At 39.9% G+C, this 18,341-nt stretch carries 15 protein-coding genes; 3 read left to right on the top strand and 12 right to left on the bottom strand.

From position 1 onward, the window contains the following. Positions 1 to 42 precede the first annotated feature (42 nt). Positions 43 to 1,200 carry an LCP family glycopolymer transferase gene (locus tag EKM93_RS00945; protein ID WP_125712129.1) on the bottom strand — a complete coding sequence of 386 codons (1,158 nt, stop codon included), beginning with the start codon at positions 1,198 to 1,200 and terminating at the stop codon, positions 43 to 45. A 221-nt stretch (positions 1,201 to 1,421) separates the two neighbouring features. Between EKM93_RS00945 and pepF the strand changes: the two genes are divergently transcribed. After that, the gene (gene pepF, locus EKM93_RS00950) at positions 1,422 to 3,215 is read left to right on the top strand and encodes an oligoendopeptidase F (RefSeq protein WP_191988469.1); all 1,794 of its coding nucleotides are present in this window, start codon (positions 1,422 to 1,424) and stop codon (positions 3,213 to 3,215) included. A 417-nt stretch (positions 3,216 to 3,632) separates the two neighbouring features. Beyond that, on the top strand, positions 3,633 to 3,926 hold the full coding sequence (locus tag EKM93_RS00955) for a DUF960 family protein (protein WP_164506946.1): 294 nt from the start codon (positions 3,633 to 3,635) through the stop codon (positions 3,924 to 3,926). A gap of 66 nt (positions 3,927 to 3,992) precedes the next feature. On the opposite strand, the gene EKM93_RS00960 is transcribed toward EKM93_RS00955, so the two are convergent. From EKM93_RS00960 to EKM93_RS00975, 4 genes are all read right to left on the bottom strand, one after another. Continuing rightward, a complete protein-coding gene (locus EKM93_RS00960) occupies positions 3,993 to 4,787 on the bottom strand; it encodes a metal ABC transporter permease (protein ID WP_125712135.1) in 795 nt (264 codons plus the stop codon). 41 nt (positions 4,788 to 4,828) lie between these two features. Then, positions 4,829 to 5,515 (bottom strand): metal ABC transporter ATP-binding protein, encoded by a 687-nt coding sequence (locus tag EKM93_RS00965; RefSeq protein WP_125712137.1) that lies wholly within the window; start codon positions 5,513 to 5,515, stop codon positions 4,829 to 4,831. A gap of 5 nt (positions 5,516 to 5,520) precedes the next feature. After that, complete coding sequence (locus EKM93_RS00970) at positions 5,521 to 6,414, bottom strand: metal ABC transporter solute-binding protein, Zn/Mn family (protein ID WP_164506947.1); 894 nt, start codon at positions 6,412 to 6,414, stop codon at positions 5,521 to 5,523. Positions 6,415 to 6,695: 281 nt separating this feature from the next. Then, a complete protein-coding gene (locus EKM93_RS00975; protein WP_125712141.1) occupies positions 6,696 to 7,064 on the bottom strand; it encodes a DUF488 domain-containing protein in 369 nt (122 codons plus the stop codon). A 166-nt stretch (positions 7,065 to 7,230) separates the two neighbouring features. Here EKM93_RS00975 and EKM93_RS00980 point away from each other — a divergent pair, with 166 nt between their 5' ends. Next, positions 7,231 to 7,866, top strand: coding sequence for a DNA-3-methyladenine glycosylase (locus tag EKM93_RS00980; protein ID WP_125712143.1), 636 nt, complete (start codon positions 7,231 to 7,233; stop codon positions 7,864 to 7,866). Positions 7,867 to 7,951: 85 nt separating this feature from the next. Here the strand turns inward: EKM93_RS00980 and EKM93_RS00985 are convergent, their stop codons facing one another. From EKM93_RS00985 to EKM93_RS01015, 7 genes are read right to left on the bottom strand one after another with little or no spacing between them, the layout of a single operon-like run. Then, positions 7,952 to 8,671 (bottom strand): amino acid racemase, encoded by a 720-nt coding sequence (locus EKM93_RS00985; protein WP_125712145.1) that lies wholly within the window; start codon positions 8,669 to 8,671, stop codon positions 7,952 to 7,954. A gap of 24 nt (positions 8,672 to 8,695) precedes the next feature. Then, on the bottom strand, positions 8,696 to 10,237 hold the full coding sequence (locus tag EKM93_RS00990; RefSeq protein ID WP_125712147.1) for a UDP-N-acetylmuramoyl-L-alanyl-D-glutamate--2,6-diaminopimelate ligase: 1,542 nt from the start codon (positions 10,235 to 10,237) through the stop codon (positions 8,696 to 8,698). Positions 10,238 to 10,287: 50 nt separating this feature from the next. After that, positions 10,288 to 12,108, bottom strand: coding sequence for a glycoside hydrolase family 13 protein (locus EKM93_RS00995; protein WP_225423592.1), 1,821 nt, complete (start codon positions 12,106 to 12,108; stop codon positions 10,288 to 10,290). A 43-nt stretch (positions 12,109 to 12,151) separates the two neighbouring features. Continuing rightward, the gene (locus tag EKM93_RS01000; RefSeq protein ID WP_125712149.1) at positions 12,152 to 14,542 is read right to left on the bottom strand and encodes a glycogen/starch/alpha-glucan phosphorylase; all 2,391 of its coding nucleotides are present in this window, start codon (positions 14,540 to 14,542) and stop codon (positions 12,152 to 12,154) included. A gap of 34 nt (positions 14,543 to 14,576) precedes the next feature. After that, positions 14,577 to 16,022: a glycogen synthase GlgA gene (glgA, locus tag EKM93_RS01005; RefSeq protein ID WP_125712151.1), complete on the bottom strand. Its 1,446-nt coding sequence runs from the start codon at positions 16,020 to 16,022 to the stop codon at positions 14,577 to 14,579. Beyond that, a complete protein-coding gene (gene glgD / locus EKM93_RS01010) occupies positions 16,019 to 17,194 on the bottom strand; it encodes a glucose-1-phosphate adenylyltransferase subunit GlgD (protein ID WP_125712153.1) in 1,176 nt (391 codons plus the stop codon). Before glgD ends, glgA begins: the two co-directional genes overlap by 4 nt. After that, positions 17,191 to 18,336, bottom strand: a complete 1,146-nt coding sequence (locus tag EKM93_RS01015; protein WP_125712155.1) for a glucose-1-phosphate adenylyltransferase — start codon at positions 18,334 to 18,336, stop codon at positions 17,191 to 17,193. The genes glgD and EKM93_RS01015 overlap by 4 nt, the downstream gene beginning before the upstream one ends. Positions 18,337 to 18,341 lie beyond the last annotated feature (5 nt).

Genomic DNA, 18,341 nt, shown 5'->3' on the forward strand with positions numbered 1-18,341 from the left:
TTCTTAAATTAACCTGACGTTAAAATTTTTTTACAGCGTGTTTTACGGGTTGCCGACAGAACTAAATGTATCGCTGCCGTAGTCACTACTGCTACCGTAACTACTTGTACTGTCGCTGCTGCCCGTCAGACTTGCCTGCTGTGCGGGTGTGAACACCGTATAGTTTTCAGATTCTTCGTTGGCAAAGAAATTTGGATTTAATTTATTTTGTTTCGTTTCTTCATTGCTCAATTTTTCTGCATCTAATTCCAGCGATTTCCGTAATTTGTTAGAGATCCGCTGCAATTCAGAGGTTGGCGCAACTTGATACGATGCCCCGTCTATCCAAGCATTGCGGCCTTGAATATGATCAGACTTAATATTTTTACTAGCCTTCTTATAGTTCTCATAGACACTCAACATATCGTCAAATGACAAATTGGTGGCCACACTGTCTGATAATGTATTCATGATTTTTTCAAAATTCGTCAATGTGTTCAAGGACATTGCAGAGTTGATAATCCCCTTGATGACTTGCTGCTGCCGCTTTTGACGGCCGTAATCGTTATCCGGATCTTCATAACGCATCCGCGAATATGCCAGCGCCTGCTTCCCATTTAAATGCATCTTACCTTTTTTGAAGTTCTGCCAATCATAATTAAAGCTAAAAGGTACATCAACGTCTATCCCACCAACCGCGTCAACGATTTTGGATAGTGCACTCATATCAATGGTTACATAGTAGTCAATCGGTACGTTGACGAGTTTTTCAACTGTACTGATGGCCATGCTGGAACTGCCTAGATTATAGGCTGCATTAATCTTTTGAATATTAAACTTTGAACTGTTCTTATACTGCATCTTAGCCATTGTATCCCGCGGAATACTGACTAAATTGACTTTTTCCTTATCTTTATTGACCGTTGCTAAAATCATTGTATCTGAATTGCCTTTATCAATTCGGCCTTCAGCACCGGTATCTACACCCAACAGTAAAATAGATAGTGGTTTGCCATTTTTTATGTTCGTTGAAACTTCCTTATTGTCTACTGGTCGATAAGTTGCGTTTACCGCTGTTTTTGCTTGCGAATATAAACGAAAAGCGTAGGCACTGACTGCAAAGCCAACTGTTAAGATCACCAGTAAAAAGATCTTTAAATACGCGTGTGCGCTTTTTTTGGCGTGATAAGAACCACTGCCGTGCCGTGAATTATTTGGCATTAATATACAGACTCCTCAATAATTATCTTAAGTATCCCATGATGATATTATAGCGGTTTTTATTCAAAGTACCAACAAAAAAATGATTATACCACAAATCAAAAACGATGTGTATTCGCTAAGCCGGCCACGTGCCTAGTTTTATGTTTTTTATCAGCCCATTTTTTGCCAGTATGTTATCATAAAATTAATATAGAATCTGGAGGTAAATTATGGCAGCAATTAAACAACTACCTAAAAGATCTGATGTCCCTGAAGCGTTAACTTGGGATCTCACAAAAATTTTTAAAACCGATGCCGACTTTGAAGCGGCTTTTAAAGCAGTCCAAGACCAAAACGCGGCGATCCAAAGTGTCCAAGGCACTTTAGGTCACTCCGCAGCGGCTTTAGTGGCTGGCCTGACTAAAATTTTAGACTTATATCAGCAATTGGAAAAAGTCTATGTTTATGCCAGTTTAAAAAATGACCAAGATACAATGAACGCCAAATATCAAGGCTACCAAGCACAAGTTAGCAGTTTAGCCACTGCCGTCAGTGCCAATGTTGCCTTTTTGGATCCTGAAATTTTGGCCATTCCTGAAGCAAAATTAAATGAATTCAAACAAGCGCCTGAGCTTGCCTTATACCAACATTTCTTAGATACAATTACTGCTAATCGGCCTCACGTTTTGGCGCCTGAAACTGAAGCTTTAATTGCCGCTGCCGGAGAAATTCTTGGCAGCCCCAGCAACACATTTAGCGTTTTAAACAACTCTGACTTAAAGTTTCCTGTCGTTCACGATGAAGCGGGCAACCAAGTTCGCCTATCTAACGGTGTCTATGGCACGTTAATTGAATCCACTGACCAAAAAGTGCGTCAAGAGGCATTTACTGCATTGTATCAAGTCTACGGTCAATTTAAAAACACATTGGCTGCTACGTTGTCCGGTGAAGTAAAGGGCCATAACTACATTGCCAAAACCCATCACTATAAAGACGCTCGGGCCAAAGCAATGTCTAATAATCACATTCCAGAATCTGTCTATGATACGCTGGTTCATGAAGTTAATGACCATTTAGACTTATTGCATCGCTACGTTGCCCTGCGTAAAAAGATCTTAAAGCTTGATGAGCTGCATATGTACGATCTATATACACCACTCACCGGTTCAGCCCCATTAACTTATACTTTCGACCAAGCTAAAGCTGAGGCTAAAAATGCACTTGCCATCTTAGGCCCAGATTACCTCAGTCATGTTGATGAAATTTTTGACAATCGTTATATCGACGTTATGGAGAACCAAGGCAAGCGTTCCGGTGCCTATTCTGGCGGCTCTTACGACACACCGCCTTATGAATTATTAAACTGGCAAGACAACGTGAACAACTTGTATACCTTAGTTCACGAAACCGGCCATAGCGTGCATAGTTGGTATACCCGTCATAATCAACCTTATGTTTATGGTGACTATCCTATCTTTGTAGCTGAAATTGCTTCCACAACTAACGAAAATCTGCTAACAGAGTACCTATTAAAAACACAAACAGATCCGATTGTCCGGGCTTACATCTTAAATTACTATTTAGATGGCTTCAAAGGTACCGTCTATCGGCAAACACAATTTGCTGAATTTGAACATTACATTCATCAAGCAGATGCCAAGGGCCAACCATTGACCGCCGAATTCATGTCCCAGTATTACCAAAAATTAAATGGTCAATATTATGGGGATAGCGTAATTAATGACGATCAAATCGCTCTTGAATGGTCTAGAATTCCGCATTTTTATATGAATTATTACGTTTATCAATACGCCACTGGCTTTGCAGCAGCCTCCTTCTTAAGTCATCAAATCACCACCCAACAGCCAGCAGCCTTAGATAAATATTTAAATTACCTGAAATCCGGCAGCAGCAGCTACGCCATTGACACAATGAAAACCGCCGGCGTAGACATGACCCAAGCAACCTACCTAAAAGACGCCTTCAAAATCTTTGAAACCCGATTGGACGAACTAACAGAATTATTAGGATAAGAGCGCGACAAGCTACGGGTTGACAATGCACATAACCTAGACTTACGACATAAGCCCGGTCTTGGCTTGTGAGTAAGGCGTAGTTATGTGAGAGCTTTGCTCCAGTAAGCGCGTTTCAAAAAATCAACCCAAACAGCAACTAAAAAAGATCCTTGAGTTTTATACTCAGGGATCTTTTTATCGTTATCTAAATAATTTTAACAATCGTCCTTATTTTTATTACTCTTTAACAGAATTGTGACAAACATTCAACAATCTATCAATTTGATTACATTGGACTAAAGTCCCTTGTCCCAATGCCTTCTATCTAGTATGCTAATAACAATTCATTAATCAGTTAATGTAAATATAAACAAATTTGAAATGAGGTAGATTAACATTAGACGTCCAAAATATAACCATAGTTCTCCAAAAGTCGTGAGTGACGCTGTCGAATACGCAACGCCGCATTTTTTCATACAATTGGTTTGGTCTTACACGGATAGTCTTTGGTTGGAAAACGTGCGTCCGGGTCAAGTCCAGTACTTTACAATTGAACAAGATCACATTTACTGCACGATCAAATTTCGCCAAGAAACACCTCACTATCATGACAACTGGTCCATCAAGTTAGTCAATGACCAATTCAATCTACCAGAAGCCCTAGCCATTGTAAACTCTGACGCACAGCATATCTTGTGTTTTCCCAATGAAGTTAATAGTTATTTATAAAAACCAAAAAGTTTGCAATTAAAGCTTTTCATTATGAAAGCTCTAATCGCAAACTTTTTTTATCACTTATTTTGTACCGCGGCGATCATATACTAATGCGGCTAAATAAAAGATAACTTCGATTGTTGCAATAAAGAACGTCACTGGCCAATTTGTCACGTAGCCCAGATACAGTCCAAACCAAACCCCCAGCAACGAAAAGCTCAAAGCCGCCACTAACATTTGCGGGACACTTCGACCGATATATTGCGCACTGGCTGCCGGCAACGTTAACAAAATAAAGACCAACAGTGACCCTACAATTTGAGCCCCAATACTTACGGACAATGCTAATAGAATTAAGAAAAACATGGATAATGACTTACGGTGAATACTTTGGGAAACAGCCCCCGTCGCGTCAAAAGAATCCAAAACCAATTGGCGGTAAACAACGAGTAACGCTGCAATCACAACTACGGATAACAGTACCAGCTGCTTAACTTCAGCCACGCTAATGCCCACAATGCTACCGAATAAAATATTGGTCGCATAGCTGGCATTTTTATTAGACAATGATAAAAATAAAATACCCAAACCGATAAAAAGACTGGATACGGCGCTGATTGAAGCTTCTCGGCGAGAACGTTGAGAACTTAAGCCACCAACAATCAATGAACTGGCACCAGTGAATAACAACATCCCATTTAATGGTGATAAACCGGCAAAAACCCCAAAGGCAGCCCCAGCAAAACCAATTTCAGATAATGTATGGGATAAAAATGATAAGTTGCGGCCGACAACAAAAACCCCAACTAAGCCACAAGTAATGGCAATAAACGTGCTGGCTAAAAAAGCATTACGCATAAATTCAAATACGAACATTATTTCCTCCTCAGAGACCTAAAAATATTTTGTAAAACGAATTAAACATGCTTCATTAAAAAGTCATCCGTCAAATCTTCAATAGCCCCAGTATCTAACGCACCATCATGCAAAAAAGCAAATTTCTTAGTATACTGCTTCGCTAATTCAAAATCATGGGTAATAAAAATTACCGTCAACGCCTCTGTCTCATTCAAATGCCGCACTAATTGCATTAGTTCATTTTTAGCCTGCACATCTAACGAAGCCGTTGATTCATCTAAAATCAATAAATCCGGCTCATTGATTAAAGCCTGGGCTAAGTAAGCCCGCTGTTTTTCACCGCCGGACGCTTTACCTAAGCGGCTATTTTGAATCTGAACCAAATTTGTCCGTTTCAAAACCCGAACCAAAGCTTGGTGTTCTTTAGGCAAATAAAATGGCAGCCGATGCTTCAACCGGGTTAGACCGACAAAACTTTTGATAGATAAGGGATAGTCCGGATCAACGTTACGAAATTGCGGTACATAACCGTATTCGATTTGTTTCGGATGGGTTACAATTTGACCAGAGGTTGGTCGTAACTGTCGCAAAATCGCGCGAATCAACGTGGTTTTCCCCGCACCATTCACCCCAATCAAACTGACCATATCGCCTTTTTGAATCGTCCAATCAATATCTTTTAACACTGTTTTGTCCGGAAAACGGACAACCAACTTTTGAATATCTAGAATTGGTTCAGTTGTCATTACGTTTAAGCCGCCTTTTGTTGAATTTTGTCTAATGCCTTTAATTGGCTCAACATCCATGTTGTATAAGTCTTATTTGCGGGCAAAGTTTCGGTAACATATAAAAGTGGTACATCATACTGTTTGGCTGTTTCTTTGATCGTCGTCACAATCTTAGAGTCCGTTTGCCGATTGACGACCAAAAACTCTACTTTCTTTTTAGCAATATCTTCTTGCAGCTGATTCAAAATTTTAGGCGTAGGATCAGTCCCCTCTTCAATGGCCTGCGCAAATTCCGGATCAACGACTTGATAGCCCATTTGAGCCAGCATGTAGTTAAAGACCGGTTCGGTAACTGCCACTTTTGACTTTGTTTTGTTGGCCTTTAAGGTCGCTAATTTTTTATCAACTTTTTTTAATTTTGTGATATAAGCCTGGCCATTCTTTTTATAAAATTTTGCATTTTTAGGAGACTGCTTGCTGAAATCTTTAACGAGCTTTTCAGTCAATTTAATCATCGTGTTTGGCCGATACCAAACATGCTCATTAGCACCATCCTTACGCTTAGCAATATCTTTGGCCACATTGATCGTTGTCTTCTGATCACTTGTCGCCTTCAGCAAACTATCCATCCAACCGTCATAACCTAACCCGTTATAGATAATAAAATCGGCTTTAGCGATTTGTTTCGCCGTTTTAGTCGTTGGTTCAAAATCATGGGGATCCATGCTCGGCTTATTGATAATCACCTTGACACTGCCCTTGTTTTTTAAAACAGCTTTAGCTGCCTCACCATAAAAATCTAAACTGGTCACAACTTGAATTTTCTGACTGCTGGCCTGAACCGTCTGTGTTGTTCCTAAAAGTGTCATCAACAGTAATAATAAAGCACCTATTGTTAAATAATAATGTTTCTTCAAAAAAGTATCCTCCCGCGGTTTTGTTTTTCGAGTCGCTATGTTTTTTGCATCATAATTCATATGTGGCTTGTCTCATTTATCTCCTTAAAACGCACAGGAGGCTGGGGCAAAATTAGGATTTTGCCTCAGCCTCGTATTTTATTATAAAGTTTATTCATTTTTATGAGTCATCCACGACTTAAAAAGCCTTGGTTCAAACAGCTTAGTTTATTAAGCAATTTTTTAATATGCGAATAGTTTTATATTATCATACCTGTCAAGCCTGTCAAGAAATCTAAAATTTATTTAGTTTCCTTATTTTTATTTAGCCATTCTGCTAACACCACTGCTTGATTATTTTCGGTATCCTTGGCACCATAAAGTAAGATCACCGATTGTTTTTTTAATGTCTGATTAACTAACGCCAAAAAATCCTGGTGTTCTGGATTGGCTTGAATTTCTGCCAAATAACGTTGTTTGAATTCTGGAAATTTAGCCGGTTCATGATTGAACCACTGTCGTAATTCTTTAGACGGCCCCATATACTTCGCCCATAAATCTAAGTGAGCCTTTACTTTTGAAACCCCTCGGGGCCACAATCGATCAATCAAAATTCGATACCCTGACATATCGGGTTCTTTAGTATAAATTCGTTCTAATTTCAAGTCCATATTAATCACAATCCCTAGTATTAGCGATTTTTAAATTTATTATGCTACCTAAAAGTATAGCACAAATAATATTTTCTAAGTATGGTATAGCTTGATTTAAATGATGTTTTATTCCAAAATCATGTTATCATTAGTTTAATTATTCAAATTTTAAATAAAGAGGGTTATGCTTACGTTACTAATCGATTTTTTTGACCACCGACCAACACCGGCCATTGCCCAAGATTTATTAGGCAAAACTTTGTTATACCATGGTCCCCATGGCGCAGTGGGCGGTTTGATTGTTGAAACTGAAGCTTATTTAGGCCAGCAAGATTCTGCGGCTCATGCTTATCAAGGACACCGTTCTAGAGCCAACGAGGCACTCTATGGTACACCAGGTACTATTTATATTTATCAGCGGCACGGTCAATTTTGCTTTGATATTGCGACCCAAGCCAAAGATGAACCGCAAGGCATCTTAATTAGAAGCATTGAACCAACGATTGGTTTAACCATTATGACCCAAAATCGGCCCCGGCCTAAACCTTATGAGCTTACTAATGGACCAGGTAAATTGATGCAGGCTCTAGGTATTCAAGACACTAACTTGAACTTGGCACACTTAGATCAAGCACCTTTGACAATTGATCTAACAACTTTTAAACGCCCAATACAAATTCAAGAAAGCCCCCGGATTGGCGTCCGTAAAAATGGCGGCTGGGTGGCCAAACCTTTGCGTTATTTTGTAGCTGGTAATCCCTATGTCTCTAAGATGCTCAAGCGGGATATGGCCTTAGACAGTCATGGATGGCAGATGTAAAAAAACAAGCCAGATCAAGTGCATACCACACTTTGATCTGGCTTGTTTTTAGTGCTCGAGGCTTTCCCGCTCCAGTTCGCGCTCTTTAAATATGCCCTAATTGTCTGACTTTCAAGGCTAATTCAATGCTTTTATCTGCGATAATGCTTTGGGGGTCGATCACGGGATAATCATGATCTGGTGCCATTTCTTGAGCTAAGGATAGCTCTGTACAGCCCAAAATCACAACACCGCAGTGATGTTTGTTAATCATGTCATCCAAAATTTCGTGATAGAGTTTACCATCTACAAAATTTTGTTCCTTGATATCTCGATAAATCAGCTCATTGACTTTTTCTTGAATACTTGGGTCGCCTAAAATAACTTCACGGCCGACTTTTTCTACCTCATTACGATAGATCCCGTCTGCGATCGTCCCTTCCGTAGCGATTAGACCAGCTGCCGATAAATTCGGATATTGATCCACCATTGTGTCCACTGCAATTTTTGGCATATGCAAAATTGGAATCGACGTGGCTGCTTGCAGCTCATCATAAAAATAATGGGCCGTATTACAGACAATGGCAAAAAAAGCTGGGTTCAGCTGACTTTGCTGCTGAATATCTTCCAACAAGTCTGGATAAAAATTAGGCTGAGTATGATCTAAAATGTAGCTGGTCCGATCTGGAACAGTTGCATGATTGACTAAAATATAATTCAAATAATCTTGATCTTTATGGGTTGGCGTCCGTTCGTTTAACAAACGCAAATAGCTTTCAGTTGCTGCTGTGCCCATCCCACCAATAATTGTAAAAAACTGCTGCATAATCTACTTCCACACTCATTTCACTCAAAGTTCATCTGCAATTTGTTGAGCAATCGCTAAATCTGTTTCGTAAGGGGTATCAATCCCTCTTACTTTTTGATAAGGATCTGCCCCCTTGCCCGCCAATACAACAATATCGCCGGGTTGGCTCATCATAATTGCTTGTTTAATTGCCGTTTTGCGGTCCAATACAATCGACACGTCCACTTTATTATGATCAATGTCTTTATCAATCTGTTCCGCAATACTTTGTGGATTTTCAAAACCAGGGTCATCCGTTGTTAAAAGGGCCACTTGGGCATATTCTGTCAAGACTTTGGCAAAGCCCGGCCGTCTAGAAACGCCCTTGTCCCCAGGACTACCTACAACGACAATTAATCTTGGATCTTGGTATTCATGCTGTAAGAACCGCAATAACACTTTCATGCTCACATAATTATGGGCATAATCCACATAAACTTGTCCATGTCCCGGCACGGCTAAAGTATCCATCCGTCCAGGGATGCGGACGTTGACTAAGCCATCTTGGGTTTCCTTAGTATCTGCGCCTGCAAAAGCAGCAGCAATAATCGCTGCTGTAGCGTTGCTTTCATTAAAGTCGCCAATTAGACTCAGTTGATAATCGCCTTGTACATTTAGTACTTGTGCTTTTTCAGAAACTGGTGTGAAAATAAATCGACTCGTTCCTAAATCCGCTTCTTTACTTTCAAAGCGGAAATCAATTTCTACATTTTGTGGTGTTTGGTAATCAGCTGCTGCAAATAGATAGATACTATTCGGATTTGTTGTTGTCCGAGCTGCCGCATAAACTTCGTCAAAATGATCTGTTTCTGCATTGATAATACATTTGCGGGCATTAACCAATAATTGTAATTTACAATGTAGATAATTATCAAAGTCGGGATGTTCATTAGGGCCAATGTGGTCTGATGAAATATTTAAGAAAAAGCCCACATCATAAGTTAACCCAAACACCCGGTTTCGCAAATAAGCCTGCGAAGAAACTTCCATGATCAAATGGGTCATCCCATTATCTACAGCTTCTCGCATATCATGGAATAAATCTAATGACTCAGGTGTCGTCAAATCTGACTTAAACTGCTGCTCCGGTTTAGGTCCAACAATACGATCTAAAGTAGAAAATAGCGCAGTTTTGTGTTTCGTTGTAATGTCTAAAATACCTTTTGTAAAGTAAGCCGAAGTGGTCTTACCTTTCGTTCCGGTATAAGCAATCACAAATAAATCATCTTGCGGATAGTCAAAATACGCCGCAGATAATAAAGCCATTGCTTTTTGAATATTCGTTACGATAAAGGCATTCATCCCTTTACCTTCTGGATAAGGCTGCTCAGCGACATAGGTGATCGCCCCATTATCTTTCGCCATCGTTAAATAAATTGGGCGGAAGTTATCGCCTTTACAGAAAAATATCGCATCATTTTTAACTTTGCGAGAGTCATAAGTGATATCCGTCATTTTGGTATCCAAGTCTTTTTGGATCGCACTGCTCTTGAGCAAATGATGTTCTTTTAAAATTAACATACATGCATAAAGTGATAATGACAATTGCCTGCATCCTCTCAAATCAAATTCAAATCGTATTAATTATAGCATAATTACGGTTTGGGACAGGGAAAAATTAAAAATTCATAAGGCTCTAATTTTACACCTGAAATTTGTCTTTGCACCGCTTTTGCTAAATCCGGCGGTAATGTTTCCACTTGCACATCGCTTGCTTTTAAATACTGCGCAGTTGCGCTTGGATTCACTAAGCACAAATGGCCCTGGGTCCCGTTGCGCCGCAAATAACCAAACCAGTTGCCACCAGAAAATGGTTCGAACTCGGCCTGGTTACTAAAAGCCAAATCTTGACGCCGTAGATGAACAAGATTTTTGACAAATTGCTGTAACTGCCGATCTTCATGATGCCAAGGGAAAAAGCGGCGGTTATCTGGATCCACATCCCCCTTAACCCCGGCTTCATCCCCATAATAAATACAAGGCACCCCTGGCAATGTCAAAAATAATTGCCATAATAATTGAAATTTTTGACGATCATTGTTCAAAACTGTCAGCGCTCTTTGCGTATCATGGGTGCCAATATTATTAAAGTTATAATTAAACACCGTCTTTGGATAATTTTGTTTCAACGTCAAAATTTGCTGAACCCAATCCGTTGGTGTGAGCTTACCATTGACTAAATCCAATAACAACTGACGTAAAGGATAGTTCATAACCGCCTCTAGACCGCCACCTTCAATATAATGCCGGCGACTGCCGTAACTCACTTTATGACTGGCATCTTCCCAAACCTCACCAATCAATACTTTATCTTTAAAGCGGTCCAATGTTTGGCGGATTTGAAAAATGAACTTATCATTTAACTCATCTGCCACATCCAGCCGCCAACCATCAACGCCTAATTTTGTCCAATAACCAATGACACTTTGATCATCTGAGGCAATAAAATCATGGAAACTTTGTGCATCTTTATTAATCGCCGGCAGATCTAAAACCCCCCACCAGCTGTCATAATCTTTAGGATAATCTTTAAACGTAAACCAATCATAATACGGGCTATCTTTATGATCAGCAGCCCCATTGGTTTCATAAGTTTGATAAAGATTAAAGTAACGGCTATCAGCCCCTACATGATTAAATACCCCATCCAAAATAACATGCATTTTTAATTGATGGACCGTATTTAAGAAATGTTCAAAATCGGCTAACGTCCCTAAAACCCCATCAATTTTTAAGTAATCCCCGGTGTCATAACGGTGATTACTCCGGGCTTCAAAAATCGGACTTAAATAAATGCCAGTAATGCCCAAATCTTTAAGATAAGGTAATTTTGCTTCAATTCCTTTTAAATTGCCGCCATAAAAATCCCAACGGACAATTTCACCTTGTTTGTTTTTGACATAATAAGGCAGATCATTTGTCGTCCCATAAATAAAACTATTTGGCTTAGGTGCATTCACATGACCATCGGCATTGCCATTATAAAAGCGGTCCACAAAAATATGATAAAATACCGCATTTTGATACCACTTAGGCAGTTTATCTTCCGATTTTAAACAAGTCAGCTGATACATCTGTACCGCATTACGCTGGTCATAAACTTGCCCTAAACCACCTAAACCGCCATTTTGACAACCATAATAAATGGCCTCAGTTACCGTCTGAATTTTGAAGAAATAAAAATATAACCCAGCCGAAGCTGGGTAAAATTCACCGGTATAAAAACCAGTCTGCTGTTCATTCAGTGGTATGACGGCTTCTGGATCATCCCATTGTTCATCACGATAAACAACTAAACTTACTTGCTGCAATTCTTGGACATCTGTCACTTGAATGCTAAATTGGTGTCTTGTCTGCTTTAAAGCAGCACCAAAAGGCTGTTTATATTGACTCAAAAAGGAATTATATTCAATCATAATAGACATATACCTCACTGACAAATAAAATCATTAGCTTCTACTACTCAATCGATGCCGGTACTTTAGCATGCCAAATATCTTCCGCATAACGAATAACCGTGTAATCCGATGAGAACCGACCGCTGTTGGCCACATTATAGGCCATCATTTTACCCCAACAGTCTGGTTTTTGATACAGCATATCAATTTTTTCTTGAGCTTGGGCATAACTTTCGTAGTCCGCCAATAAGAAATATTGATCGTTGTATTGCACTAAAGAATTGAAAATATCTCGACCTTCAGATTCAATATCTTTGATCGTACCATCCACAAGCGCATTTAAAATACGTTGAATCCGTTGATCCTTACTATAAAAATCAGCAGAGTGATAGTTTTGATAATTCTCCACATCATCAACCGTTAACCCAAAAGTCACCATATTTTCCGAACCAACCGCATCAAACATTTCAATATTGGCCCCATCCATCGTGGCTAAAGTAATCGCCCCGTTGGCCATTAACTTCATATTACTTGTTCCGGAAGCTTCTTTACCAGCTAAGGAAATTTGCTCGCTGACATCGGCAGCTGGAATAATCTTTTCAGCTAACGAAACCCCATAGTTCGGCACAAAAATGATCTTTAATTGATTCTTCACATCTGGATCATGATTGATTTGTTCAGCTAAGGCATTAATTAATTTAATAATCTGCTTGGCGTAACGATAGCTTGGTGCCGCCTTAGCCCCAAAAATATGCACTCTAGGATTCGGCAGCGGCTGCCCGGATTTGATTTGTAAATATTCATCAATAATATACATTACATGCAATAACTGACGTTTATACGCATGCAGCCGTTTGATTTGGACGTCAAAAATCGCTTTTGGATTAATCCGTTCATGAAGATGCTCTTGAACATAATTGGCAAAGGCCACTTTATTTCGATGCTTCACCGCCGCTAATTTCTTCAAGACATCTTTATCTTTCGCCACCACTTCAAACGACCGTAAGAAATGTGGTGATTTGTGCCATTTTTGGCCAATTTGATTGTCTAATAAATTGGTCAGATTTGGATTGGCAACTTCTAACCAACGTCTAAATGTAATCCCGTTGGTTTTATTATTAAACCGTTCTGGATACATGCGGTAAAGTCCATTTAAGACGCTGTCTTGCAGCAGTTGCGAATGAATCTTAGCGACCCCATTTACGCTGTGGCTGCCGATGACTGCTAAATAAGCCATTCGTACATAACCATCCGCAATTGGCGCAACGCTTTGAACCAATTCTGCACCATATAATGGCACCATCTTTAAGCGGAAACGCCGGTCTATTTCTTGAACAATTTGATAAATCCGTGGCACGGTTTGGGCAAACATATCTTCCGGCCAAGTTTCCAAAGCTTCAGATAATAACGTGTGATTCGTATAAGACATCACTTGTTCTGTAATATTCCAAGCCTTTTCCCAACTTAAAGATTCATTATCCATCAAAACCCGCATTAATTCCGCCACTGCCATTGCGGGATGGGTGTCATTAATATGGATCGAAATTTTTTCACCAAAATCATCTAAGTTCCGATGATGCCGGCGATAAGAACGCACGATACTTTGAACCCCTGCTGAAACAAAGAAGTATTCTTGTTTCAACCGCAATAAGCGGCCTTCATAATTTGAATCATCGGGATACAAAATTTGTGTGATCTCATTAACCTTTTGTTTTTCAGCTAAAGTATAGCGTTGATGTTCATTGTAAGGCAATTCGGCAGACCATAATCGTAAATTGTTCACGACCTCATTATGATAGCCTACAATCCCAATATCATAAGGGACGGCAATCACATCTTCTGCATTTTCATAAATTGCATGATTCTTACCGAAGCTATCTTCTTTTAACCAGACATGTCCGCCAAAATGAACCACACAGGCCCGATTTTCCCGACGAACTTCCCAAATATTGCCATTACGCAACCAATCATCTGGTAATTCTACTTGATAACCATTAATAAATTCTTGTTTAAACAAACCATACTGGTAACGAATCCCATTCCCATGCATGGCAATACCTTCTGAAGCCGCACTATCTAAAAATTCAGAAGCAAGTCGGCCTAAACCACCATTCCCTAAACCTGGGTCTGGTTCTTGCTCGATAATATGATTTAAATCAATACCTAATTTATTCAAGCCATTAGCCACAATATCTTGAATTCCTAAATTAAGCATATTTTGTGGTAAAAATCGACCAGGCAAAAATTCAATGGAAAAATAATAAACTTGTTTGTCATCTTCTTTTTGATAACGTGTTTTAGTTTCTTGCCAATGTTTTGCATAATAATCTCGAACAACGCTAGCTAGTACCCGATATTGTTGTGATTTACTGGCTTCTGTAATCGACGAAGAATACATCTCCAACATACGAGTCTTATAATCATCCATAAATTGAGCTTCTGTAATTGCCACAATACCACGTCTTTCTTAAATTATAGTTAATGATTCAGCATCCTAACAATTCTCGATACATCCCAACATAGAGTTCTGAGGATTTGGCCCAAGAGAAATCTGCAGCCATGTCCCGCTGCACAATTCCTCGATATAACTTAGGTTTTTCCCGGTACGTCTGGTAACTGTAATTCAAGATACCTTCCAACGTCCCGCTGCTGAATTCGACAAAACTAAAGCCAGTCCCCTCATTAGTATATTCATTAAATGGCGCAACAGAGTCCCGTAAACCGCCAGTTTCATGAACAATTGGGACAGTCCCGTAGCGCATACCCATCATTTGTGATAACCCAGAAGGTTCAAACGCTGATGGAATTAAAATAAAGTCCGCAGCGCTATACATTTGTTGGGCAAATGTCTCGTCAAAACGAATATTCACCGACAACTGACCTGGGAAGCGATTTTGCATCCAGCCAAAATCTAATTCCAAATCCCGATCGCCGGTCCCTAAAATGATCATTTGTGCATTATGCCGCACTAAGAAGTTCGCCATAGCGCCTAATAAAATATCCATCCCTTTTTGGCGGGTTAGTCTTGAAACTACAATATACAATGGATCATCAGACACTGGCAAACTTAATGCTTCTTGCAATTCATGTTTGTTTTCAGCCTTTTTAGCAATGGTCTTGAAATTATAATTGTGATTGATCCGCTTATCCGTCATTGGATCATATAAAACCGTATCAATCCCATTTAAAAAGCCCGCCAATTTATAACTGTTGACCCGTAACACCCCGTCTAATTGTTCCCCGAATTCTGGTGTTTGAATTTCTTGCGCATACGACGGTGATACTGTGGTAACCTTATCCGCAAATTGAATGCCGCCCTTTAAGAAATTCACTTGGTCATAAAATTGGAAACCTTGCTCATTAAAGAACTGCCGGCCGATGCCAAAGACGGTATCCAAAATCATCGGATCATAAATACCTTGGAATTTCAAATTATGGATCGTCAAAACCGTTTTAATATTTTGTAAAGCTGAACGCCAGCTATATTTATCTTTTAACAGCACTGGGATAAAGGCCGTGTGCCAATCGTTAATTTGTAAAACATCTGGGATAAAGTCAATTTTTTCTAACATTTCAATGATGGCCATTTGGAAAAAGCCAAAACGTTCGCCGTCATCCCAATAACCGTACAAACCATCCCGGCCAAAGTACGTTAAATTATCAATGAAGTAATAACGCACTTCATTTAAGACTAAAGTTTTGACACCGACATAGACTTTTTGCCAGCCGACTTGAATTTCAAAATGCGTTAGTTCTTCTAATTGTGTTTGATATTCTTCAGGCATTAAATGCGCATAATACGGTAAAACAATCCGTACATCTAATTCTGGATTTTGGACTAATGTTTTAGGTAACGCGTAAATCACATCACCTAACCCACCAGTTTTATAAAAGGGAACCCCTTCTGCCGCTGCAAATAACACTTTCTTCATTGTAACTCAACACGCCCTTCTTCAGTCTTTGCGTCTGTCTCAACGATTGCATTTTTACTATAAACAAGCGGTTCTTCTGGCGTGCCTTCTAACGTTAAGTTCGGACCAACCACAACGCCCTTGTCTAAAATAACGTACCGCAATTTTGTATTTTCGCCAACTTTACAGCCTTGCATTAAGACAGAATGATCAATTTCAGCCCCTTTTGCAATCCTTGAGCGCCGGAAAATTACGGATTCATTCACTTTACCTTCAATCCAGCCCCCGGTCCCTAACAGACTGTTATTAACTTCTGACGCATCTGAGAAGAATGTTGGCACTTCATTTTTGTTTTTTGTGAAAATATGACGTTGGCTATAAAGTAAAGCTTGATAATTGGCTTCTTCCAGCATCGCCATGTTTGCATCAAAGTAGCGCTTAATGCTGTTGATGTTAGCATAAAAGCCCGTATATTCATAAGCATTGGCATTATAAACAGATACGGCTTCTTCTAAAATTTTTGGCAACCGAATAAAGTCTTCTTGTTCGCTGGCGTTTTGGACCATCTCAATTAACAAACTGGTCCGCAGCATGTAAACCCCCATCGCCATTGGTAACGTATGTGTCTTGGCATCTGGTGTTAAATCCCCCGCCGTCACAATGTTAGAAACTTCGCCAGCCGCTGAAATCTTTAAAGCATCTTCGTCTGGTGTAGTGCCTGAAGCTAACTGCCGTTTGTACAAGGTCGTAATGGGCGCATTGCCTTCCAAATGAAATTGTAAAACTTCTTGTAAATTAATGTTTTCAATATTACGGGCACTGATAATAACTGTGAACCGGGTATTTGATTTTTTAAGAAAAGTTAGATAGTCGTCATAATAACGTTGCCGATTTAAAGGATTGTTGTAGTTTTTAGTCGCCACATATGGAAATGTAAAAATCCCACCAGTAATCGTATCTAAATTCCAAGTACTCCCACTACGGACATGGTCTTGTACGGAACGGCTGCTGGCCGGCATGTACATCCCCACATCCCGAATCCCGGCGTTGGCAATATCAGACAGCGGAAAGTCAATTAGTCGATAACGACCTGCAAAAGGCAACGTGCCAATTGGTCGATATTGTGTTAAAGGTTCTAGTGCTTCACTAGGCACATTCAAATCAATAATGGCGCAAATATCACTTTGTCTCATCTTTTTTCAACCGCCTTCCCCAATACTTCTTGATAACCAACCACGGCAATATCATCGGGCTTTCCAATGACACTGGCCCCATCGCCAATGATGGCGCGTTCACCAATAATTGCATGGTCAATCACCACATCTTTACCAATGACTGCATTTGGCATGATCATCGCATCTCGGATCACCGTGCCTTCCCCAACCCGGACATTTTGCGACAAAATAGAATGTTCAATGTCACCGGCCACATAACAGCCATCCACCACCATTGAATTATTCACCCGCGCCGAACGGGTCACGTACATTGGCGGTAATGCGTCATTGCGGGAATAGATCCGCCAATCTCGGTTGGCAATATCTAGTTCATTATTTGGTTCCAAAAATTCCATGTTTGCTTGCCATAAGCTTTGGATGGTGCCCACATCTTTCCAGTAGCCATGAAAGGCGTAAGCATAAGTTGCTTCGTTGTGCGATAGATATGCTGGAATGACATCCTTCCCAAAGTCTTCCAGGTTACCATCGGTTGAATAACTATCCATTAAGTACTTTTTCAGTGTCGGCCAATTAAAGATGTAAATCCCCATAGATGCCAGGTTGCTCTTTGGATGCGCCGGTTTTTCTTCAAATTCAATGATCCGCTCGGTTTCATCCGTATTCATAATGCCAAAACGGGTCGATTCTTCCATGGATACCGGTAAGACGCCCACGGTTAAAGCCGCATTTTTAGCTTTATGATAATTAAACATTGCTTCGTAATCCATTTTATAAATATGATCGCCGGATAAAACAAGAATATATTTAGGGGCATATAAATCAATATAAGCAATATTTTGATAAATAGCGTGGGCTGTACCTTCAAACCACTTCTCACCTTCCCGAGAAGCGAATGGCTGCAGTACGGTAACCCCTGCATTTTTTTCATTCAGGCCCCAACTGGCGCCATTTTGAATGTGGGCATTTAATTCTAAAGGTTGATACTGTGTGACCACGCCCACTGTGTTCACCCCGGAATTAAAACAATTGCTTAATGCAAAATCAATGATCCGATAACGGCCGCCAAAGGGGACAGCTGGCTTAGCTGTAGATTTTGTCAATTTCCCCAACCGAGAACCTTGCCCACCAGCCAAAATCATTGCTAACATTTCTGTGCTCATTATAA

Source organism: Agrilactobacillus yilanensis, from assembly GCF_003946725.1.
Taxonomy (GTDB): Bacteria; Bacillota; Bacilli; order Lactobacillales; family Lactobacillaceae; genus Agrilactobacillus; species Agrilactobacillus yilanensis.